The organism is Salinibacterium sp. SWN139 (assembly GCF_015864625.1).
Lineage (GTDB): Bacteria > Actinomycetota > Actinomycetes > Actinomycetales > Microbacteriaceae > Rhodoglobus.
Genome location: NZ_JADYWV010000004.1, coordinates 201,028 through 223,254 on the forward strand (window position 1 = coordinate 201,028; position 22,227 = coordinate 223,254).

Sequence of the window (22,227 nt, forward strand, 5' to 3'; positions counted from 1 at the left end):
GCTAGGCCAAGCTCGCTTCGAGGGTGATGGGGATGCCGGTCAGCGCTCGTGAGACGGGGCAGCCTTCTTTGGCTCCGGTTGCCAGTCGCTGAAAGTCGTCATCGCTGAGGTCCGCCACTTTGGCGCTCACGAGCAGGTGGCTCCCGGTGATGCCCTCGGCGGGATCGAACGTCACGGCGGCAGTGACTTGAAGACTTTCTGCCGGGGTGCCGTTCTCGGCTAGACCGTTCGAGAATGCCATTGCAAAGCATGCGGAGTGGGCGGCACCCAAAAGTTCTTCGGGGTTTGTCGTCGCTTCTTGACCTTCGGATCGTGCGGCCCACGTCACGGGGAATTCTGCGGCATCAGAGGAATCCAACGAGGTGGTTCCTTTGCCACTGAAGAGGTCGCCGAACCAGAGAGTTGTTGCTTCGCTCGTAACAGGCATTGCTGTCCTTTCGTCGATCTCAACACTATGCGTTGGCTATGTAGCGCGCATGAGAAAGCCGTGTGAAACCGATGCCGGTCGCCGCGCTGCTGAGCCGTGGCGCCGCGGGCGGTGCACTCAGTACTATTGGTTCGATGGCATCCACGATTGCAACCCCATATGAAGACTTGCTGCGCGACACTCTCGCGAACGGCGTAGCTAAGGGCGACCGCACCGGCACAGGCACCCGTAGTGTGTTCGGGCGCCAGTTGCGGTTCAATCTCGCCGAGGGGTTTCCCCTCATCACGACCAAACGGGTGCATTTCAAGTCGATCGCCTACGAACTCTTGTGGTTCTTGCGCGGCGAAAGCAACGTGTCGTGGTTGCGGGACAACGGTGTCAGCATTTGGAATGAATGGGCGGATGCCGACGGCGAGCTTGGCCCTGTCTACGGCGTTCAGTGGCGCTCCTGGCCGACACCGTCTGGTGAGCAGATCGACCAGATCTCCGAGGTCATCGAGCAGATCAAGACCAACCCCGATTCACGCCGTCTGATCGTGACGGCCTGGAATCCTGCAGACATCCCGAAGATGGCTCTCGCGCCGTGTCACGCGTTCTTCCAGTTTTATGTTGCCGACGGCAAGCTGTCTTGCCAGCTCTACCAGCGCAGTGCTGACCTGTTCTTGGGCGTGCCCTTTAACATTGCGAGCTACGCGCTGCTCACCCACCTCGTAGCAGAGCAGACCGGCCTCGAGGTCGGTGACTTCGTCTGGACGGGCGGCGACTGCCACATCTACGACAACCACGTTGAGCAAGTGACAGAACAGTTGTCTCGCGAGCCGTTTGCGGCACCGCAGCTGGCGATCACTGCGAAGCCAGCGAGCATCTTCGACTACAACTTTGAAGACTTTGAGATTGTCGGCTACGAGCACCACCCGGCCATCAAAGCCCCGGTCGCCGTGTGAGCGGCAACGGTCGCACCTTCTCCGTCGCCCTGATCTGGGCACAATCCGCCGGCGGAATCATCGGTCACGACGGCTCGATGCCGTGGCATTTGCCCGAAGACCTCAAACACTTCAAAGAACTCACCCTCGGCAGCCCCGTCATCATGGGGCGCAAGACGTGGGATTCCCTGAATCCACGGTTTCGCCCGCTGCCAGGGCGACGCAATATCGTGGTCACTCGCCAACAAACGTGGGCCGCGAGCGGAGCCGAAGTCGCGCACAGCGTTGACGCGGCGATTGAGCTGGCTGCGGCATCCGCTGAACAGGGCGAAGCTGAGCAACCCGACACCGTGTGGGTTATTGGCGGAGCGGAAATTTTCGCTGCGGTTCTCAGTCACGCTAGTCGGGTAGAAGTCACCGAGATCGCGGCGACCTACGCTGGCGACACCGTGGCGCCAGAATTCGGTGACGAGTGGATGCTCGCCGCCTCCGATCCGGTCGACGGCTGGCACACGTCAGCCACTGATCTTCGCTACCGATTTCTGCGTTACGAGAACCAAGAGCCTCAGCAGCGGTAGCCTAGAGGGGTGACTAAAGAGAATCCCTTCGGCCAAGTCCTTGTTGCGCTCATTACGCCCTTCACCTCTGAGGGTGAAGTCGATTGGGCCGATGTAGAGAAGCACATCGATAGCGTGATCAGTTCTGGCGCCGACGGCATCGTCGTCACGGGCACCACGGGGGAGACGAGCACGCTCACTGACCCCGAGAAGATCAAGCTCGTTGAGGTTGCTAAGTCGGTCTCTGGCGGTCGTGCCAAGATCATCACGGGCGGCGGATCTAACGAGACTGCGCACGCGATCGAACTCTACAAAGCGAGTGAGAAGGCGGGCGCTGACGGCGTCATGATCGTCACGCCGTACTACAACAAGCCGACTCAGTCCGGTGTGCTCACTCACTTCCGCATGATCGCGGACGCGACCGATTTGCCGGTGATCTTGTATGACATTCCCGGCCGCACAGGGATCCCGATTACCTACGAAACTATTCTTCGCGCCGCCAAGCACCCCAACATCCTGGCCGTCAAAGACGCGAAGGGTGACTTTAGTGAGGTAAGCCGTGTGCTCAACCAAACTGATCTCATGTACTTCTCGGGTGACGACTCCAACGTCTTGCCGCACTTGTCGATCGGTGCCTCTGGCCTCATCGGTGTGACCGCCAACATTGCGCCAGCGCCGTACCGCGTGATCGTGGATGCCGTCAATGCTGGCGACCTTGCAACCGCAACGGCCGCCCACCAAGCTCTCGAGCCGCTCGTGCGTGCAGCGATGGCTCACGTACCTGGCACGGTCGCCGCCAAGTACATCCTGCACGGTCTCGGCCGTATCTCGAGCCCGCGCGTGCGCTTGCCGCTCGTGGGCCCCGAAGACGCTGAGGCAGCCCTCATCGAAGACGAGTTGGCTCTCGTCTCGGGTATCGAGGGGCTCGATCTGTCCAACTTTCGCCCTGACCGCAATGCCGCGGCTGGGGGAGCCCTGCCCAAGATTGCCGGGGCAACCCGCTAGCTTCACCCACGCGGGGTAGGCTCTGCCACGGGCATGGCCCACATTTTTCGCACGGGGGCTGACGGCCCCACACATCTATCTGCAAGGTACTGAATGCCAGTTTCTATTTTTGATCCGCCCGCGCTTGAGTCGGGAACGCTCCGTGTCACCCCGATCGGTGGTCTTGGCGAAATCGGTCGCAACATGACCACCTTCGAAATTGATGGCAAGATTCTCATCGTCGACTGTGGCGTCCTGTTCCCTGAGGAACACCAGCCCGGAGTCGACCTGATCCTGCCCGACTTCAGCTCGATTCGTGATCGTCTCGACGACATCCTCGGCATTGTGCTCACGCACGGTCACGAAGACCACATCGGTGCTGTTCCTTATCTCTTGCGTTTGCGCCAGGACATCCCGCTGATCGGATCGACTCTCACGCTCGCGTTGATTGAGGCGAAGCTCAAAGAGCACCGCATCAAGCCATACACGCTCAATGTCACCGAGGGCCAGAAAGAGAAGATCGGTCCCTTCGACCTCGAGTTCGTTGCCGTGAATCACTCAATTCCGGATGCACTCGCTGTCGCCATCACCACTGTGGCGGGCACCGTCCTGCACACGGGTGACTTCAAGATGGACCAGTTGCCTCTCGACAACCGCATCACCGACCTTCGTGCGTTCGCACGACTCGGCGAAGCGGGAATTGACCTCTTCCTCTCCGATTCCACGAACGCAGACGTTCCCGGTTTCACGCCCAACGAGCGTGACATCGGCCCAGTACTCGAAGCGGTCATCGCTAAGGCTCCGCGGCGCGTCATCGTGGCCAGCTTCTCGAGTCACGTCCATCGCGTGCAGCAGGTGTTGGATGCCGCGATCGCCAACAACCGCAAGGTTGTTCTGATGGGGCGTTCTATGGTGCGCAACATGGGCATCGCGTCAGACCTCGGATTCCTCAAGGTGCCCGACGGGGTTCTGTTAGACGCCAAGAAGGCCGTCAACTACCCCGACAACCAGCTCGTCTACATGTCCACCGGCAGTCAAGGCGAGCCGATGGCTGTTCTGGCTCGCATGGCCAACATGGAACACCAGATTGAGGTCGGTCAGGGTGACACGGTCATCCTCGCATCGAGCCTCATCCCCGGCAACGAGAACGCGGTTTACCGTGTCATCAATGGCCTCACCAAGTTGGGTGCCAACGTCGTGCACAAGGCCAACGCCAAGGTGCACGTCTCAGGTCACGCTGCTGCAGGCGAATTGCTCTACTGCTACAACATCTTGCGACCCAAGAACGTTCTTCCCGTTCACGGTGAGTACCGCCACCTGGTCGCCAACGCGAATCTCGCCATTCAGTCGGGCGTGCCCGCTGAGAACACGATCATTGCCGAGGATGGCACCGTCATCGACCTCAAGGACGGCCATGCGGCTGTCGTGGGCCAGCTTGATCTCGGTTTCGTCTACGTCGACGGGTCGAGTGTCGGAGAGATCACGGAGGCGGATCTCAAGGATCGCCGCATCCTCGCCGAAGAGGGATTCATCTCCATCTTCGTTGCGGTGGATGCTCAAACCGGCAAGGTCATCGTCGGGCCCGAGATTCAGTCGCGAGGCTTCGCAGAAGACGAGGGCGTCTTCGACGCCGTGCTTCCGCAGGTTGTCAAGGCACTGACGGATGCCGCCGAGAACGGAACGCGCGATACTCACGCGTTCGCTCAGGTGGTTCGTCGCACGGTGGGGCGTTGGGTGAATACTCAGCACCGTCGCCGTCCGATGATCGTTCCAGTCATCATCGAGGCGTAACTTTTATGAATGGCGCGGGGGCTTCGGCTTCCGCGCCATTTGTGTGCCCGGAGTCTTTCCTTTGTGATCTCGTCTCGTTGGGATTTTAGACGTCTGCGCGAGGGCACACGGTGGGCTTGTTTTTCTGTGCTCGAGATGGTGTGATGTGAAGATTGCTCGGCTGTGTCGGCTGAGCGTCTTCAGAGTCGGGATGTCACATGAGTGTTGCGCGCAGGTGGGTCTTTCCCATCATCTGGATGATCATTTTTGCCATTATCGCGGCGGCGCTCGTGAAGTTCGCCTTCTTTGGCGATGCACTCACCGCCGACAGCCTCGAATACCCGACGGTCGCGATCGAAGAACAGCACTACGAAGTGGTGACAGGCACCATCGCCAATGACGTCGAGCTGGCAGGAAGTATTGCCGCTGCGGCTGCGGTGCCTATTCCTGCAACCCTCTCGGGGGAAGTACGCGAAGTTGCCGTATCTGCCGGTCAATCAGTGAAGAAGGGGCAGGAGATCCTGAAGTTGCGGGCTGACGTTGTCAACCCCGACGGAACATCTGGAACACAATGGAAAATTGTTGAGGCGCCGGCAACAGGCAAGCTCACTGATTTCACCGCGCTTGTGGGGTCATCGTTTCAGGTGGGCTCCCCGGTCGGGAACGTTGCGCCACCCTCCTACATCGTGAGCGGAACCGTGCCGTCTGAGCAGTTGTATCGCCTCGTAGATCGTCCGAAAGAGGCGAGCGTTGCGATCAACGGTGGTCCAGCGCCTTTCACGTGCACGGGGCTCAGCATCACGTTCGCCTCGACGAGCGATGGGGGCGCGGAGGCAGCATCCGGGCCAATGGTGTCGTGCACAGTGCCGAGCGACGTCGTGGTCTTTCCCGGGCTCACCGCCGACATCACGATTGCGGGAGGGATTGCCGAAGACGTCATGGTCGTTCCGATCACGGCGGTGGAAGGCACTGCCCTTTCCGGCATCGTTCACCTCGTGATGCCCGATGGCACGACGGAGGAGCGGGAAGTCGTTCTGGGGCTCAACGACGGCATTAGCGTCGAAGTTGTCTCGGGGATTGAGGTTGGAGATACCATCTTGCAGTTCGTTCCTGGCGCTGAGGCCACCGGCGACGAAGCTTTGCCCGACAACTGTTTCTACGAAGGCACTGAAGTGGTGTGCTACTGATGCCATTGCTCTCGCTTGATGACGTCACGCGCTCGGTCGAGTTGCCTGATTTCTCGACGCTGGAGATTCTCAAGGGAATCACTCTCAATGTCGAGGTGGGTGACCACATCAGCATTGTGGGGCGTTCGGGTTCCGGAAAGTCCACTCTGCTCAATCTTCTCGGTCTCATCGACAACCCCACCACTGGTCGCATCGTGTTCGACGGTGAGCCGCTCGAGAAGCTCGCCGGCAGCAAACGCGACCGCAAGCGCGGCAGCGATGTGGGTTTCATCTTTCAGCAGTTCAATCTCTTGGCCGGTCGCACCGCTCTCGAAAATGTCATGACCCCTTTGCTCTATGCCTCGGGGCGCCAATTTTGGCGACGGAAAGCTATCGCCGCAGAGATGCTCGACCGCGTCGGGCTCGGCGACCGGATGGCTTCGATGCCGGAGAAGCTCTCGGGCGGTGAACAGCAACGTGTTGCTATCGCGCGTGCCCTTGTTCGCAGCCCCCGCTTGATCCTTGCCGACGAACCGACGGGTGCTCTGGATGTCGAAACGGGCAAAACGGTGATGGCCTTGCTGGATGACGTTGCTGAGCAGTCAGGCGCGGCTCTCATCACCATCACGCACGACCCGAATGTCGCAGCACTGGCCCGCAGACACTACCGCCTCGACGGTGGTGTGTTGGAAGCTATTGATGTGCGCAAAATGCTTGCCGCGAGCCTGCCGGAGGCTGCGCTATGAGCTGGTGGCGCAAGAAAAAACCTGCGGATTCACCGGCTGAGCCTGTGGAGACACCGAGCGAGCCCGCGGAACCACCGATCGAGCCTGCGGGCCCGTCGGCCGGGCCCGCGGCATCCGCTGAACTCGTTGCACGCCCGAATTCGGAGCTTGCGGTAATTCGTCAGGAGCCTCGCGGTGCTGTGGTCAGCGGTGTCGTCGGTGCCGTGGTTGAAGCGTGGGATGAGGTGCGCATCAATCGCACCCGTGTCTTGTTGAGCCTGATCGGGATCGGTGTTGCGGTGTGCGCGCTCGCCACTGTCGTGGGTGCGGGCACCGTGTTCGGTCAAGCCCAGACGGAACAGTTTGAGCGGGGCAGCGGTCGCCCCGCAACGCTTGCCGTGTATCCGCCGTACCAAGCAAGCGGAACGCAGAATCCTGACACGTCCACGTTCGTTGCCAGCATGGAAAGCATCATCGAGCGCTACCAGATCAGTCACGCGACCCCACTATTGCGGGGGAGCATCACCGCCAACCTCGTCAACGGCACCCAGTTCACGGCGGTGCAGGGAGTGAGTGCTGCCTATGGCGTTATGCATCGCGTTGAGCTGGGCGAGGGGCGTTGGCTCACTGAGGAGGATGGGAACCGCCTTGCTACTGCCGTTGTAATCAACGACGAGTTTTATGACGCGCTCGGCCGCCCCGATCTGCGCACGCATCCGACCATCGAGTTGGAAGGGGAAAGCACTACCACTGCCGTGGTGGTCGGAGTCTTTCTCCCCGAACCGTTTTCGACCGGGCTCACCCTATCGATGCTGGAGGAGCCATTCCGGGCTCTGCTCGGGTCCTCAGTAGGACAACAATCAGACGTCAGCTACGAGTTGTGGGTGCCCGAAGAACAATCCGCGCAACTGCAAGACATCATCACGCGTGACATGGCCGGCGACTTTGGGGAAGGGTGGACGGCGAACGTCACCCGAAATGACTATCTCGCCTGGGGTGGGCCCAGCCCGCTTGAGCCCCTGCAATGGGTCATCGGTGGCATCGCTGGCCTGATTCTGCTGCTTGGCGGTCTCGGCCTAGTCAATATCTCGCTCGTGACCGTCAAATACCGCGTACGGGAAATTGGCGTTCGCCGCGCTTTCGGGGCCACCGCCGGCCGCGTGTTCTTTGCGGTGATGATGGAGAGCGTCGTCGCGACGGTTGCCGCCGGTGTCATCGGCGTCGCCCTCGCGATTGTGATCGTTCAGAATCCGTCGGTGCAAGGACTCATCGCGCCCGGGGTTCAAGATCTTCCCCCGTTCCCGCTGGAGGCAGCGTTGATCGCGCTCGCGGCATCCGCGGCGGTCGGAGCGTTGGCAGGCCTCATGCCTGCTCTCGTCGCTGTTCGAGTGAAAGTTATCGACGCTATCCGCTATTAGGGCTGCTGGGGCAGAGCGGGCGCGATGAGTGTCGCTGCATTGCTCTGACAGAGGCCACCGGTAGCGTTGAATTATGGCTACGCGTACATCGTCGACCTCGCGCTCGGGTGCGTCGAAACCGCGCGCCAGAAACACCACGAATAAGACTCAAGCGACCAAACGGATGCCGCGAGGCAAGAAGCCTCCGGTCGAGCCGGAGGGTCCTCTCACCAAGCTGTGGCTCGCGCTCGCGCACATGGTCGGTGGAGCGTTCCGCGTTTTCGGCCGTGAAGAGCTCACGAAAGATGAGCGTCGCGACGGTGTTCCTTTCCTCTTCTTCCTGCTGGCGATCGTCGGCGCCGTCGTCGAGTGGTTCAACCCCACCGACTCCGTAGCGATCGCCCTCGACGCGTACACCTTCGGTGGTCTCGTCGGACGAGTCGCTTTCGCGCTCCCCGTGATTCTGTTGCTCTTGGCCATTTGGATGTTCCGGCATCCGTCGAGCGTTCACGACAACGGCCGCATCGGTATCGGTCTCAGTATCCTGATCGTTACTGTCGCAGCGCTCTGCCACGTCTACAGCGGTCAGCCCCATCCCTCCGATGGTGCCGAGGTAATTGCTCGCGCCGGGGGAGTCTTCGGGTGGTTGCTAGCCAATCCGCTGCTGTGGCTTGGCGGCATGTGGCTTGCCGTGCCGTTGATCGTGATCTTGCTCGTCCTTTCGCTTTTCATCGTCACCAAAACCCCGCCCAATCGGCTCCCGTCGCGACTGCGCGAGCTCTACGCGTACCTCTTTGGGGCGCAATTGCAGAGCGATGAAGAACGTGCTGCGGCGAAGAATCAGACTGGTGCGCATAAGAACGATTCCGTTCAGTTCGGTTCGTTGACCGACATCGGGCTTGGTGATGTCAACGACACCGGCTCGTTGCCATGGTGGCGCCGCAACAAGTCACAACAGACTGAAGACAAGGCGTTCGATAGTCCTGTGATTTCGCGTGATCAGTCGACCGAGATCGTTGCTCCGGCTCCGACCTCGGCGCCGTCAGTGGCTCCGGTTAAACCGCCGGCGGCCAAAGATCTCACGAAGAAAGAAGATGAGTTCGGCGTCGAGCTGCTCGAGGATCTCCTCAAGGCAGAAGACGCCGTCAAGAAGTACGCGACCGGAGAAGTGGATGCCGCAGCCACCGGTGTGCGCGACGACGGCCCCGGCATCCTGCCCGGTTTCACGACCAAGGCCAGCGAAAAGGGCAATGCGGGAGAGTTCGATGGTCCGCACGAGACCACCCCGCAGTCCACCGCGGTGTATCGCCTTCCGCGGGCCGCCATGCTCTCGGCGGGAACGCCACCGAAGTCGCGCTCAGCCGCGAATGACGAAGTAGTCGCCGCGATCACCGAAGTGCTCAAGCAGTTCAGCGTGGATGCGACGGTCACTGGTTTCAGTCGCGGTCCTTCCGTTACGCGCTATGAACTTGAACTCGGCCCCGGCGTGAAGGTGGAGCGCGTTACCGCGCTCGCCCGCAACATCAGCTACGCGGTCGCGAGCAACGAGGTCAACATCCTGTCGCCCATTCCGGGCAAGAGCGCTATCGGTGTTGAAATCCCCAACAAGGACCGCGAGATTGTGTCGCTTGGCGATGTGCTGCGCTCGAGCGCCAGCACAAAAAGCGAACACCCGATGACTATTGGGCTCGGCAAAGATGTCGAGGGTGGATTTGTCGTTGCTAACTTGGCGAAAATGCCCCACCTTTTGGTTGCCGGTTCGACCGGTTCGGGTAAGTCAAGCTTCGTGAACTCGATGATCACTTCAGTGCTGATGCGGGCCACGCCTGCCGAAGTGCGCATGGTTCTCATCGACCCTAAGCGGGTCGAGCTCTCGATCTACGCTGGCGTGCCTCACCTCATCACTCCCATCATCACAAACCCCAAGAAGGCTGCTGAAGCCCTCGCCTGGGTCGTGAAAGAGATGGACATGCGCTACGACGATCTTGCAAGTTTCGGGTTTCGTCACATCGATGACTTCAATCGCGCGGTGATTGCCGATGAGATCAAACTTCCTGAGGGTAGCCAGCGCAAGCTCAAGCCCTACCCGTACCTTCTTATCGTTGTCGATGAGCTCGCCGACCTCATGATGGTCGCGCCACGAGATGTCGAAGACTCCATCGTGCGCATCACCCAGCTGGCACGTGCCTCTGGAATCCACCTCGTGCTTGCGACCCAGCGACCCAGCGTCGATGTCGTCACCGGCCTCATCAAGGCTAACGTGCCGTCGCGACTCGCTTTCGCGGTGTCGAGCATGACGGACTCTCGCGTGATCCTCGACCAGCCGGGCGCAGACAAACTCATCGGTCAGGGAGACGCACTCTTCCTCCCGATGGGCGCTTCCAAAGCCATCCGCGTTCAAGGCGCGTGGGTTCCTGAGAGCGAAGTTGCCGAGATCGTGAAGCATGTTATTGCTCAAGCGCAGCCGGAGTACCGCAACGATGTCGCGGCTGTCGCCGAGAAGAAGCAGATTGATGCTGACATCGGGGATGACCTCGATGTGCTCCTCGCAGCTACCGAACTCATCGTTAGTACGCAATTTGGTTCCACTTCGATGCTTCAGCGCAAGTTGCGCGTCGGGTTCGCTAAGGCCGGCCGTCTCATGGACCTGCTTGAGTCGCGGGAAATCGTTGGTCCCTCCGAAGGGTCCAAGGCGCGCGACGTGCTGGTGTCCGCTGACCAGCTGCCTGCAGTGCTCGCTCGACTGCGGGGAGAAGACGAGCCGGGTCCGGTCGACGCGGTAGCTGAGTCTCTCAGCGGATACGATGAAGTAGAAAGCGCCTCAGATGAGGACGCCTGGAATTTGACCGATCGGGAGTGATCGCGTGGGCGACCAACCAGTTTCTGAATCCGCTCCGCCCCACCGCACGAGCTCATTTCGTGGTCGGATGGTTCGCAAGGGTGATACGCCGGCGTCGAATGCCAACATCGCCAACATCATTACAGTGGTGCGCATCTTCCTCGCTCCGCTCTTCATCTGGATGCTGCTCTTCGATGACGGCGAGATGGGGCTCATCCGTTACTTGGCGGCTGCGCTCTTCATCTTTGCGATCGTCACCGACACCGTTGATGGCCACCTAGCGCGGGGGCGAAACCTCATCACGAACGTCGGGATCATCCTTGATCCCATTGCCGACAAGATTCTGACCGGTGGCGCTCTCGTTGCCCTGTCGATTTTGGGTGAGCTTCCTTGGTGGATCACGATTCTTATTCTGGTGCGCGAGTTCGGCATCACGATCTACCGTTTTGCGGTGCTGTCGAAGGTCGTTGTCCCCGCCTCCCGCGGGGGCAAACTGAAGACCGTTCTGCAGGCCGTCGCCATTTCTCTCTTCCTGGTTCCGTTGTTTACCGTGCTCGGCCCGTGGGTCCTTTGGGTGAACTGGTTCGTGATGGCTATCGCTTTCATCTTGACGATGTACACCGGCATCGAATATCTGTGGCGCGCATGGCGTCACACCCGCAAATCCAACTCAGGAGCGTGACCCTTCACCAGTGACTACTGAAGAACTCGCCACGAAGATCGTGGCGATTCTCACCGAACAACGACAAACCCTTGCTCTAGCCGAGTCTTTGACGGGCGGTCTGTTGTGCGCGTCGCTCGTGGCAGTGCCTGGTGCCTCCGCTGTGCTCAATGGGGCAGTGGTGGCGTACAACACCGCCATCAAGCATCAGGTTCTGGGCGTCGATGCGAGTCTTCTCGCCATCCACGGCACGGTGCATCCTGATGTCGCAGCTCACATGGCCACGGGAGCGCGCGACGTTCTCGGCGTAGGCGAGCAACAGGCCTACTACGGCTTGGCGACGACGGGAGTCGCGGGGCCTGGCTCCCACGAGGGAAAGCCACCTGGAACGGTATTCATCGGTTTCGCTGCCACTGGCTTTGTCGAAACTCGTGATTTTGAGTTCTCGGGAGACCGTCACGAGATTCGCGCGCAGGCCGTTCACGAGGCGCTGCAGTGTTTGTACGACTATCTGACGTCGGAAGACTAGCTCTCGCGGGTGGTTCGTTTGTCCCCAAAACTGGTGTCAGTTCGTGGCAGGAGCCGGGAATATTCCATGTTTCGGCTCGGTTACAGTAAGCGAACTCACAAGGCTTCTCCAGTGTGGAGCGGTTAGAGTTCAGAACATAAATTGGCTGTAGTCTTAGCTATCCAGAATTGTCTGGTCGCACGATTCAGTCAGAAAGGGAGTGTCCAATGGTTCTAGTTCGTCAAGAAATCGGTGACGTTCTCCGCGACTTCCGCTTGCAAAAGGGACGCACCCTTCGACAGGTAGCAAGTAAGGCGAGCGTTGCTCTCGGATACCTCAGTGAGGTTGAACGTGGTCAGAAAGAGGCGAGTTCTGAAATTCTTGCCTCGGTAGCTGAAGCTCTCGATACGCCCATCTCCGTGATCATGCGCGAGGTCGGCGACCGTCTTGCGGTCATCGAAGGTGCAACCACGATTCCCGATACTCTGCCTGACGAGCTCGTCGCAGAGTTCGATTCGAACTTGGTTTCGCGCTAACCCCATCACGTCAGCCCCATCACGTCAGTGCCCCGTTCCGGTGTGGAGCGGGGCATTCGTGCGTTCGGGGTGCTGTTGTCGCGTTTAGGGTGGAGTAATGCGATTGAGTGAGTTCTGGATGGCTGTCTCCGATGAGTTCGGTGAGCCCTACGGCCGCGTTCTCGTCAACGATCAAGTGCTTGGTCCGGTCGGCGGCGTTACCGCCGCTCAAGCGCTGTCGCGTGGTGTTCCCGCGAAACAGGTGTGGGCTGCCTTGTGTGACGCCATGGATGTCCCTATGGATCGCCGCTATGGCGTTGGCCAGCGCGAGCCTAAGAAGTAATCTTTTCGATTCTGCGTGGCATGTTCGAACATCTGTTCGATATTGGTAGTCTTCTCCCTAACATCCTTTCGAATATTGAGTTTGGATGAGTTGCGCACGTCGCTTCTCTGGAATGTCAGAGCATGCCCGTAGCGTGGCATTAGCAATACAGCCTTTGTCGGGAGGTTGCGGGCCTTGCATCATCGGTCCACGCCAATCACGACAGCCTATGGGCAGCAACCTACAACCACTGGAGAAGAAGTAATGCCATCAGTAGCAGACCGCGAGAAGTCCCTTGAGACCGCTCTAGCGCAAATTGACCGTCAGTTCGGCAAAGGCTCAGTCATGCGCCTCGGCAGCGATGAGCGCGCTCCGGTTGAGGTTATTCCCACCGGCTCGATCGCTTTGGATGTCGCACTCGGCATAGGCGGGCTTCCCCGCGGCCGTATCGTCGAGATCTACGGCCCGGAATCTTCGGGTAAGACCACGCTCACCTTGCACGCCATCGCCAATGCCCAGCGCAATGGCGGAATCGCAGCCTTCATCGACGCCGAGCACGCGCTCGACCCGGAATACGCAGCAAAGCTTGGCGTCGACATCGATGCGCTTCTCGTTTCCCAGCCCGACACCGGTGAGCAGGCGCTTGAAATCGCCGACATGCTGGTGCGAAGTGGTTCTATCGACCTGATCGTCATTGACTCGGTTGCTGCGCTGGTTCCGCGCGCAGAAATCGAAGGCGAGATGGGCGACACGCACGTTGGTCTGCAAGCTCGACTCATGTCGCAGGCGCTGCGCAAGCTCACCGGTGGCCTGAGCCAGACCAACACCACCATGATCTTTATTAACCAACTGCGCGAAAAGATTGGTGTCTTCTTCGGAAGCCCCGAAACCACCGCCGGTGGTAAGGCGCTTAAGTTCTACGCGTCAGTTCGCCTCGACATCCGTCGTATCGAAACGCTAAAAGACGGCACGGATGCGGTGGGAAACCGCACGCGCGTCAAGGTCGTGAAGAACAAGATGGCTCCGCCCTTCAAGCAGGCGGAGTTCGACATTCTCTACGGCATTGGCATCTCCCGCGAAGGTAGCCTCATCGACTTCGGGGTCGACCACGAAATCGTCCGTAAGTCGGGCGCGTGGTACACCTACGACGGCGACCAGCTCGGCCAGGGCAAGGAGAAGTCTCGTGCTTTCCTGCTCCAAAATCCTGCGATCGCGCTTGAGATTGAGCAAAAGATCATGCGCAAGCTCGGTGTCGGTGCAGAAGCTAAGGCCGCCAATGCCAGCGAAGCGAAAGCGCTTGCTGACGCTGAGGCCGTTGCGGAGAAGGCAGCTAAGGCCAGTGCTAAGGCTGAGGCCAAAGCTGACGGCCCTACGTTGCCCGTGGCGGCTAAGGCGCCTGCCGCGCCCCTCAAGAAGGCTTCTGGGCAGTAGGTAGTACTGGTGAATTCCTCCGACGACGATTACATCGCCCCCGTCATCAACCTCTTTGCTGACAGGTCTAGCGCTGCGCGCGCTGATGTGGTGGAGTCGTCGCCGGAGGAATCCTCCGCAGAAGAACAATGGGCAGCTGAGGCCGTTGAAGAACCGCAGGCGGTGCTCCGCGCACTGCCCACAATGCGTGACTTCAGTCCGGCCAGCGAAAAAGAAGAAGAACCGCAGCCAGCAACACGTCGTGAGCCACGATTCGTCCCTGAACCGGTTGCTTCAGAAGTAACGATTTCGGCCGATCATCCCACTAACGGATCAGCAACGGTGGAGCCGGAAGATGGTTCGTCGCGCAAAGCACGAAAGCAAGCCCGCGACGGCTTCTCCGAGATCAGCCGAGTCAGCATGCGGGCGCTTGCTCGCCGCGGGATGTCCTCGCACGAGATGACCCAGTTCCTCGCCACCCGTGAATTCGAGTCCGACGAGGTCGAGGCAGAGATCGAGCGTCTTGAAGGATCCGCGCTCCTCGACGATGCGGCCCTCGCCGAAACGCTCACCCGCACATTGCGCGAACGTAAAGGCCTCGGCTCCGGCGGAATCATTGCGGAACTTCGTCGTCGAAAGATCGACCAAGAGCACATTGACGCCGTCGTCGACTTCGAGCGTGATGAAGAACAAGAACGCGCAAATGAAGTCGCACTCAAACGCGCACCACAACTCCGCTCACTCGACAACGAAACGGCCAAGCGCCGCCTCAGCGGATTCCTGCTTCGCAGAGGATATTCGGGCTCTGTGGTGTCATCGGCAGTCAACACCGCGCTGGCGCCCGGTGTCGGCGGATCATCGCACGGTCCCCGCTTTCGCTAGAAGCTCGGCCAGCTTCGCGCCTGTCAACCCTCCTCAACGTTGAGGCTTAAGGTGGAACACATGATTGACGAAAAACTGGCGACCCCGCGCAGCTACGAAGTGCGCACCTACGGGTGCCAGATGAACGTGCACGATTCAGAACGACTGAGCGGCTCGCTCGAAGCCGCCGGCTACGTGCGAGCGACTGAAGGCCAAGCGGACGTCGTCGTCATCAACACGTGTGCCGTCCGCGAGAACGCCGACAACAAGCTGTACGGCAACCTCGGCATGTTGGCGAGCGTTAAGAAAGAGCACGACGGCATGCAAATTGCTGTCGGAGGCTGTCTCGCTCAAAAGGATCAGGGCGTCATCCTCGAGAAAGCTCCGTGGGTTGACGTCGTCTTCGGCACCCACAACATGGGCTCACTGCCCACGTTGCTCGAACGGGCCCGCCACAACGAAGAAGCCCAACTCGAGATCCTCGAATCGCTCGACGTTTTTCCCTCCACTCTGCCCACGCGCCGCGAATCAACCCACAGCGCCTGGGTGTCGATCTCTGTCGGCTGCAACAACACCTGCACTTTTTGCATCGTTCCCACGCTGCGCGGTAAAGAGAAAGACCGTCGCCCCGGCGAGATTCTTGCCGAAGTGCAAGCGGTGGTCGATGACGGCGCTACCGAAATCACGCTCCTGGGTCAAAACGTGAACTCCTACGGCGTCGAATTTGGCGACCGCCAAGCGTTCAGCAAACTGCTGCGCGCCATGGGCTCCATCGAAGGCCTTGAACGCGTCAGGTTCACTAGCCCCCACCCGGCCGCATTCACCGACGACGTTATCGACGCGATGGCGGAAACCCCGAATGTGATGCCGCAGCTTCACATGCCACTCCAATCAGGCTCCGACCGCATCCTCAAAGCCATGCGCCGCAGTTACCGTTCGACCAAATTCCTCGGCATCCTTGAGCGAGTCCGTGCGCAAATGCCTCACGCCGCGATCACGACCGACATCATTGTGGGATTCCCCGGTGAGACCGAAGAAGACTTCCAAGACACCCTGCGTGTGGTCGAAGAATCACGTTTCGCCTCGGCCTACACGTTCCAGTACTCCATCCGTCCCGGAACGCCGGCGGCCACCATGGAAGACCAGATTCCTAAAGAGGTCGTACAAGAGCGCTACGAGCGACTCGCGGCGCTTCAGGACCGCATCTCGCGAGAAGAGAATGATAAGCAAATCGGCCGCACTCTCGAGGTGATGGTGACAGCAACGGAAGGCCGCAAGCAGGCTGAAACCGCGCGACTCTCTGGCCGCGCCGAAGACTCTCGACTCGTGCACTTCAACATCCCCGAGGGCAGCGCTACGCCCCGCCCCGGTGACGTCGTGACTCTCACGATCACTGAAGCTGCAGCGTTCCATCTCGTTGCCGACACCCAACCCGGGGGAGTGCTCAACATCCGTCGCACCCGTGCGGGAGACGCCTGGGACCGTGCCGAGGCAGCATCGTGTGGAGTCCCCACGGGCACCGGCACAAGTACTGACGCTGGCGCAGCAGACGCGAGTTCACGCGTATCGCTCGGTCTGCCCACGATCCGTGTCGCCACGACACCGATCTATGACCCCAGCGATTCCCTGCGCTAAGTAAGAAATGGCACAACCACCGCATGCCCAGCGCGAGCAGTCTCAACTGACCACGTCGGTGCCCGTGTCTGCCCGCTCTGACCACCCCGGCCCCGAGCCCGACCCGACACTTGCCAGCGACAGCGCTGCTGCGTTTCCGCTGGTAGTGGTCGTCGGCGCGACCGGCACAGGTAAGTCTGAACTCTCGTTGAACACAGCGGATGGTCTTGCGCGTCAGGGCATCTCATCCGAGATCATCAACGCGGATGCCATGCAGCTGTATCGAGGCATGGATATTGGCACAGCCAAGCTGCCTCTCGACCAGCGCCGCGGCATCCCACACCATCTGCTTGATGCGCTCGACCCCACCGACGACGCCAGCGTTGCTCAGTACCAGACGGATGCGCGGCGAATCATTCGGCAAATTCAGAGCGCCGGGCGCGTGCCGATCATGGTTGGCGGCTCGGGACTCTACGTTTCGAGCGTGATCCACGACTTCCAATTTCCTGCCCGAGACCCGGATGTTCGCGCGCGTCTTGAAGCCGAACTCGACGAGCTGGGTGTTGGTCTTCTTTTTCAGCGCCTTCAACAGCTCGACGCGGCAGCCGCGCACTCGATCGGCGCGAGCAATGGGCGGCGTATCGTTCGGGCCCTCGAGGTGATTGAGATTACGGGCGAGCCGTTCGGCGCCGGGCTTCCCGAAGAGAAAAAACTATGGACTCCCGCGCATATTTTTGGTGTAGCTGCGCCTCGAGATGAACTTGTTCCAAGGCTCAACGCCCGCGTGCAGCAGATGTGGGACTCCGGGTTGCTCGATGAGGTTCGTGAGCTTCGTCCGCGCGGGCTGGGCGTCACCGCCGCTCGCGCTATCGGTTATGCCCAGGCGATCGAGCAGTTGGACGGCACGCTCACTGAGGCAGACGCGATCGAGCAGACGGCCGCCCTCACGCGCCGCTATGCGCGTCGTCAGGTGGGCTGGTTCAAGCGTTACGACCAATGTCATTGGCTGCAGTATGACGATCCCGAGCGGGCAGAGCGCGCTCTGTCGATCGTCATGGGGGAGAATGGAACGCATGGCAACGCTTAACTTCACTAAAGGTCAGGGAACTGGCAACGACTTCGTGCTGTTTTCTGATCCGGATGGTGAGATTGACCTCACCCCGAAGCAGGTTGCGGCCATTTGCGATCGTCACTTTGGTGTGGGCGCCGATGGAATCATCCGCGCTGTTCGGTCCCGCAGTCTTGACGCGGGCGCTGCGGCGCTTGCCGAAGATGTCGACGCGGAGTGGTTCATGGACTACCGCAATGCTGACGGCAGCATCTCCGAGATGTGTGGCAACGGCATCCGTGTCTACGCGGAGTACCTCGCTAATGAGGGTTTTGTTGACTTCGAGCCAGGCGACACCTTGCCGATCGGTACTCGTGGCGGCGTGCGCGATGTTCAGCGCAACATGGCCGGCTATCAAGTCGACATGGGGCGTTGGGCGCTCGACGGCGGGGAGCCGCTCGTGCGGGCGAAAGAGCTTGAGGTCGCCCGTCCGGGCCTCGGTATCAATGTCGGAAATCCTCACGTTGTCGTAGCCCTCGCCGAAGAAGCAGAACTCGATGGTGTTGACCTCGGCTACATCCCCGTGATTGATCCGCTGCCCGAGCACGGCGCGAATGTTGAATTCGTGGTGCCGGCCGAGCCGCTCGTCAAAGATGGCGTTGGTTCGATTCGGATGCGCGTGCATGAGCGCGGCAGTGGCGAAACGTTGTCGTGTGGAACGGGTGCTGTCGCCGCAGCTCTGGCTATTCGTCATTACGCCGGAGCGAGCGCTCCCCACCAGTGGCGGGTCACCGTTCCCGGCGGAACCGTTGTCGTTCGCATGTTCCCGACCGAGGATGGCGAACACGTGTCGCTGAGCGGTCCGGCCGAACTCGTTTACACCGGCAGCCTCGAACTCGCGTAGCGCGCCACTGAGGGCCGTTGACGGCCCTTCGCTGCCGCCTAGGCGTCAGCGTCGTCGAGCGTTGTAGCGTGGTGTCTCGCCCGCAGTAGCCGGTAGCCCTTGTTAGTTGCGGCGCGAGTGAAACTGAAGTCGTCGGGGAAGGTTGCTTCCATCCAGCGGTGGAGGGAATCCGATCCGAGGTTCTTTTGTACAACCAGCCAGGCGTCGGCGTCTTCTTCGAGACGGGGTAGCCAAGTCTGGAGAATGTTGTGCAGCTCGTTCTTGCCGACGCGGATGGGCGGGTTCGACCAAATAGACATAAACGTTATGTCTTCGGGAACATCTGCGGGCAAAACCGCGTTAATGTTGGGTATGGACAATTTTTCGGCGTTTGCGCGCACAAGATCCAGTGCGCGCTCGTTGACGTCCACCGCCCACACCGTTGCATGAGGTGACTCGAGGGCAAGGGTGAGCGCCATCGGTCCCCAGCCGCAACCGAGGTCAAGCAGGTTTCCTCCCGGGGGAGGAGCGGGCACGTTCGCCAGTAGAACCTTGGTTCCAGCGTCGATCCGTTCCGGACTGAAGATCCCATTTGACGTGACAAGTTCGCGTTCGAGACCAGCAATGGTCGCGTGAATCGTCCGCAATTTGAGATCACTCTCGGGTGATGACGAGAAGTAATGCTCGTTAGCCATGCACAGAACTTACCGAAAACTAGAGAAGTAGGGTTAACCCAATGACGCGAAACACGACAGAAACCAGTATCGAGGCCAATGATGGCGACGACGCCGAGCGTTCCGTCGACCGTGTTCTGGCCGCAGAAAGCTCCGACCATGCGGCAGTGACGCGCTTCGGTTCCGAGGGAGCAGGCAAATCTGGCGCTCAGGCGCTGCAACCGGATGCTCACTATGAGTCCGATCGCGATGGTGATCAGTTCGATCGCGAGGATCGCCACGCCCTGAAGCGCGTGGCAGGTCTATCGACCGAACTTGATGACGTCACGGAGGTCGAGTACCGCCAGCTGCGCATCGAGAACGTGGTGCTCATCGGTATCTACGGGCAGGGAAACCTGCGCGAGGCCGAGAACTCGCTTCGAGAGCTTTCTGCGCTAGCCGAGACTGCGGGCGCCGTCGTGCTTGACGGCCTCCTGCAGCGCCGTAGCCACCCCGACCCGAGCACGTACCTGGGCAAGGGCAAGGCACGTGAGCTGAAGGATGTGGTGGCGGCAACTGGTGCCGATACCGTGATTGCCGATACCGAACTTGCCCCAAGCCAGCGACGCGCTCTTGAAGACGTTGTGGGAGTCAAGGTCATCGACCGCACTGCGGTGATTCTGGATATCTTCAGCCAGCACGCGACGAGCCGCGAGGGCAAGGCCCAGGTTGAGCTCGCTCAAATGGAGTACTTGCTTCCCCGTCTGCGTGGTTGGGGTGAATCGATGTCCCGCCAGGCCGGTGGCCAGGTGGGCGGTGCGGGTGCCGGTATGGGTAGCCGTGGCCCCGGTGAGACCAAGATTGAGCTCGATCGTCGCCGTATCCATACACGGATGGCGCGCCTGCGTAAGCAGATCAAGGGCTTTGCGCCGGCGCGTGAAGCGAAGCGGGCAAACCGTGATCGCTTTGAGGTTCCGAGTGTTGCTATCGCGGGCTATACGAACGCGGGCAAGTCAAGCCTGTTGAACCGCCTGACGCGCGCTGGTGTGCTCGTGGAGAACGCCCTGTTCGCGACCCTCGACGCTACCGTGCGTAAGTCGGCAACTGCCGATGGTCGGCTGTACACGTTGAGTGACACGGTGGGTTTCGTGCGTAACCTGCCTCATCAGCTGGTGGAAGCTTTCCGTTCGACGCTCGAAGAGATCGGTCAGTCCGATGTCATTGTGCACGTTGTCGACGCGTCGCATCCTGACCCTGGAGCTCAGCTCGCCACGGTGCGCGATGTTATTGGCGAACTCGGTGCGCGTGACATTCCCGAGATCGTTGTCTTCAACAAGAGCGATCTTGCGGATGACGATCAGCGTCTACTAATTCGTGGTCTGGAGCCGACGGGCATTTTTGTCTCGGCGCGCTCCGGTGAGGGCATTGACGAGCTCAATGCGCGCATCGCAGAACTCTTGCCTTCTCCTGAGATTGAGGTGACTCTGCTCGTGCCGTACGACCGCGGCGAGGTCATTTCACGCCTCCACGTGCAGGGCCGAGTGATCTCTACCGATTACCGCGAAGAGGGCACGTTGGTTACCGCGTTAGTTCACCCGGCGCGAGTTCCCGAGATTGAAGAGTTCGTTTCGCAGCAGGCCTAGAAGATTTAGCTGCAGCGACGGTGTTGTGCGCGCTCTAGAGCGCGCGCAACACCGTTACTACTTTGCCGAGCACTTGGGCGTAGTCACCCAGGATCGGCTCGAAGTTTGAGTTACGCGGCAATAGCCACGTGTGGCCATCTCGTTGACGAAAGACCTTCACTGTTGCTTCTTCGTCGAGCATGGCGGCGACGATATCGCCGTTCTCAGCCGTCTGCTGTTGACGCACGACGACCCAGTCGCCGTCACAGATGGCGGCATCGATCATGGAATCTCCCACGACCTTCAGCATGAAGAGTTCACCCTTGCCCACGAGTTGACGGGGGAGCGGGAACACTTCTTCAACATGCTGCTCGGCGGTGATCGGGATTCCGGCGGCGATGCGACCGACAAGCGGCACCATTGCTGCGTCGCCCATTGACGGGCTGATCGTGCTGGATTCGTCGACGGCGTTGGGCAGGTCGATAAGAACTTCGATGGCGCGCGGGCGATTGGGGTCGCGGCGCAGGTAGCCACTGAGCTCGAGCTGGTTGAGCTGGTGGGTAACGCTTGACAGTGAGGAGAGGCCGACGGCATCGCCGATCTCGCGCATGCTCGGCGGGTACCCCTGGGTGGAGACTGCTCGCTGAATCATTTCCAGGATTGCCTGCTGCTTCGCACTCAGGCTGGTGCGCCGCCGTGTTCCGCGCTCAGAAGCGTCGTCTCGGGGTGCTGTTGCGTCAGTCACGGATTCCTCTATTTCTGCCACTCACGATTCCAATGTCAGTGGCTCATTCGAAACTGTATCCGCAGAAGGGGTCAAAAACAAACATTTGTTCGAGTGTCGGGAGCAAATGTCAGTGGCTTCTTCGAATATGTACTTGATATTCGAACTATTCGAATGTATGTTCGGAACACAACTTCGCATCCGGTTCTCCCGGCCGAGAACCGGATGCGATACCACCCCATGAGGAGCGAATGATGTCTACTGCTGTGATTGCACCTAACGCGGCTGTCCGTGCACGGCAGTCCGCACCGCGTCTTCGCCTCACCACGCGTGGTCGCGTCGTCCTTATGACTCTCGCGGCCACGCCGTTGGTTATCGCGGCCCTTCTCATCTCGCTCAACAGCGGCGGCGCTGCTGCGACTCTTGAGTCCAACGAGAACGCCTTCGTCTATGTCGATGTGGCGGCGGGGCAGTCCCTGTGGAACATTGCCGAGCAGCACGCCCCGGGTCATGACCCGCGCGAGGTTGTTGCCCAGTTGATCGAAGTGAACCAGATGTCGTCAGCAGACATCTTCGCGGGTCAAGAGCTCGCGATCCCCGCCAGCTTTTCCAACTAGC

At 60.2% G+C, this 22,227-nt stretch carries 22 protein-coding genes; 19 read left to right on the top strand and 3 right to left on the bottom strand.

What is annotated here, in order from left to right; translation table 11 throughout:
- Nucleotide 1: 1 nt before the first annotated feature.
- Nucleotides 2-427: an OsmC family peroxiredoxin gene (locus I6E74_RS14020; protein WP_197126713.1), complete on the bottom strand. Its 426-nt coding sequence runs from the start codon at nucleotides 425-427 to the stop codon at nucleotides 2-4.
- Between the two features lie 134 nt (nucleotides 428-561).
- Between I6E74_RS14020 and I6E74_RS14025 the strand changes: the two genes are divergently transcribed.
- From I6E74_RS14025 to dapF, 17 genes are all read left to right on the top strand, one after another.
- Nucleotides 562-1,371 carry a thymidylate synthase gene (locus tag I6E74_RS14025; protein ID WP_197126765.1) on the top strand — a complete coding sequence of 270 codons (810 nt, stop codon included), beginning with the start codon at nucleotides 562-564 and terminating at the stop codon, nucleotides 1,369-1,371.
- A complete protein-coding gene (locus I6E74_RS14030) occupies nucleotides 1,368-1,928 on the top strand; it encodes a dihydrofolate reductase (RefSeq protein ID WP_197126714.1) in 561 nt (186 codons plus the stop codon). The genes I6E74_RS14025 and I6E74_RS14030 overlap by 4 nt, the downstream gene beginning before the upstream one ends.
- A 9-nt stretch (nucleotides 1,929-1,937) precedes the next feature.
- A complete protein-coding gene (dapA, locus tag I6E74_RS14035; protein ID WP_197126715.1) occupies nucleotides 1,938-2,912 on the top strand; it encodes a 4-hydroxy-tetrahydrodipicolinate synthase in 975 nt (324 codons plus the stop codon).
- A 93-nt stretch (nucleotides 2,913-3,005) separates the two neighbouring features.
- Nucleotides 3,006-4,682: a ribonuclease J gene (locus I6E74_RS14040; protein ID WP_197126716.1), complete on the top strand. Its 1,677-nt coding sequence runs from the start codon at nucleotides 3,006-3,008 to the stop codon at nucleotides 4,680-4,682.
- A 197-nt stretch (nucleotides 4,683-4,879) separates the two neighbouring features.
- Complete coding sequence (locus I6E74_RS14045) at nucleotides 4,880-5,848, top strand: hypothetical protein (RefSeq protein WP_197126717.1); 969 nt, start codon at nucleotides 4,880-4,882, stop codon at nucleotides 5,846-5,848.
- On the top strand, nucleotides 5,848-6,573 hold the full coding sequence (locus I6E74_RS14050; RefSeq protein ID WP_197126718.1) for an ABC transporter ATP-binding protein: 726 nt from the start codon (nucleotides 5,848-5,850) through the stop codon (nucleotides 6,571-6,573). The genes I6E74_RS14045 and I6E74_RS14050 overlap by 1 nt, the downstream gene beginning before the upstream one ends.
- Nucleotides 6,570-7,970: an ABC transporter permease gene (locus I6E74_RS14055; RefSeq protein WP_197126719.1), complete on the top strand. Its 1,401-nt coding sequence runs from the start codon at nucleotides 6,570-6,572 to the stop codon at nucleotides 7,968-7,970. Before I6E74_RS14050 ends, I6E74_RS14055 begins: the two co-directional genes overlap by 4 nt.
- Before the next feature lie 73 nt (nucleotides 7,971-8,043).
- Complete coding sequence (locus I6E74_RS14060; protein ID WP_231605076.1) at nucleotides 8,044-10,809, top strand: DNA translocase FtsK; 2,766 nt, start codon at nucleotides 8,044-8,046, stop codon at nucleotides 10,807-10,809.
- Nucleotides 10,810-10,876: 67 nt separating this feature from the next.
- Entirely contained in the window at nucleotides 10,877-11,470 is a 594-nt protein-coding gene (pgsA, locus tag I6E74_RS14065) for a CDP-diacylglycerol--glycerol-3-phosphate 3-phosphatidyltransferase (protein ID WP_197126720.1), read from the top strand.
- Nucleotides 11,471-11,480: 10 nt separating this feature from the next.
- Nucleotides 11,481-11,978, top strand: coding sequence for a CinA family protein (locus tag I6E74_RS14070; protein WP_197126721.1), 498 nt, complete (start codon nucleotides 11,481-11,483; stop codon nucleotides 11,976-11,978).
- Between the two features lie 206 nt (nucleotides 11,979-12,184).
- A complete protein-coding gene (locus I6E74_RS14075; protein ID WP_197108707.1) occupies nucleotides 12,185-12,493 on the top strand; it encodes a helix-turn-helix domain-containing protein in 309 nt (102 codons plus the stop codon).
- A 97-nt stretch (nucleotides 12,494-12,590) separates the two neighbouring features.
- Nucleotides 12,591-12,815 (top strand): DUF3046 domain-containing protein, encoded by a 225-nt coding sequence (locus I6E74_RS14080; protein ID WP_197126722.1) that lies wholly within the window; start codon nucleotides 12,591-12,593, stop codon nucleotides 12,813-12,815.
- A gap of 243 nt (nucleotides 12,816-13,058) precedes the next feature.
- Nucleotides 13,059-14,225 carry a recombinase RecA gene (recA, locus tag I6E74_RS14085; RefSeq protein WP_197126723.1) on the top strand — a complete coding sequence of 389 codons (1,167 nt, stop codon included), beginning with the start codon at nucleotides 13,059-13,061 and terminating at the stop codon, nucleotides 14,223-14,225.
- Between the two features lie 9 nt (nucleotides 14,226-14,234).
- The gene (locus I6E74_RS14800; RefSeq protein ID WP_307784490.1) at nucleotides 14,235-15,086 is read left to right on the top strand and encodes a regulatory protein RecX; all 852 of its coding nucleotides are present in this window, start codon (nucleotides 14,235-14,237) and stop codon (nucleotides 15,084-15,086) included.
- 60 nt (nucleotides 15,087-15,146) lie between these two features.
- On the top strand, nucleotides 15,147-16,700 hold the full coding sequence (gene miaB / locus I6E74_RS14095; protein ID WP_197126724.1) for a tRNA (N6-isopentenyl adenosine(37)-C2)-methylthiotransferase MiaB: 1,554 nt from the start codon (nucleotides 15,147-15,149) through the stop codon (nucleotides 16,698-16,700).
- Nucleotides 16,701-16,707: 7 nt separating this feature from the next.
- Nucleotides 16,708-17,766 (top strand): tRNA (adenosine(37)-N6)-dimethylallyltransferase MiaA, encoded by a 1,059-nt coding sequence (gene miaA, locus I6E74_RS14100; protein WP_197126725.1) that lies wholly within the window; start codon nucleotides 16,708-16,710, stop codon nucleotides 17,764-17,766.
- Nucleotides 17,753-18,631 (top strand): diaminopimelate epimerase, encoded by an 879-nt coding sequence (dapF, locus tag I6E74_RS14105; RefSeq protein ID WP_197126726.1) that lies wholly within the window; start codon nucleotides 17,753-17,755, stop codon nucleotides 18,629-18,631. The genes miaA and dapF overlap by 14 nt, the downstream gene beginning before the upstream one ends.
- A gap of 38 nt (nucleotides 18,632-18,669) precedes the next feature.
- On the opposite strand, the gene I6E74_RS14110 is transcribed toward dapF, so the two are convergent.
- Nucleotides 18,670-19,305, bottom strand: coding sequence for a class I SAM-dependent methyltransferase (locus I6E74_RS14110; RefSeq protein ID WP_197126727.1), 636 nt, complete (start codon nucleotides 19,303-19,305; stop codon nucleotides 18,670-18,672).
- 41 nt (nucleotides 19,306-19,346) lie between these two features.
- On the opposite strand from I6E74_RS14110, the gene hflX reads away from it, so the two are divergent.
- Nucleotides 19,347-20,906: a GTPase HflX gene (gene hflX / locus I6E74_RS14115; RefSeq protein ID WP_197126728.1), complete on the top strand. Its 1,560-nt coding sequence runs from the start codon at nucleotides 19,347-19,349 to the stop codon at nucleotides 20,904-20,906.
- Nucleotides 20,907-20,940: 34 nt separating this feature from the next.
- Here hflX and lexA read toward each other — a convergent pair whose 3' ends face one another.
- Nucleotides 20,941-21,630, bottom strand: a complete 690-nt coding sequence (gene lexA / locus I6E74_RS14120) for a transcriptional repressor LexA (RefSeq protein WP_197126729.1) — start codon at nucleotides 21,628-21,630, stop codon at nucleotides 20,941-20,943.
- Nucleotides 21,631-21,863: 233 nt separating this feature from the next.
- Here lexA and I6E74_RS14125 point away from each other — a divergent pair, with 233 nt between their 5' ends.
- Nucleotides 21,864-22,226 (top strand): LysM peptidoglycan-binding domain-containing protein, encoded by a 363-nt coding sequence (locus I6E74_RS14125; protein ID WP_197108678.1) that lies wholly within the window; start codon nucleotides 21,864-21,866, stop codon nucleotides 22,224-22,226.
- The last annotated feature ends 1 nt before the right edge of the window (nucleotide 22,227 follow it).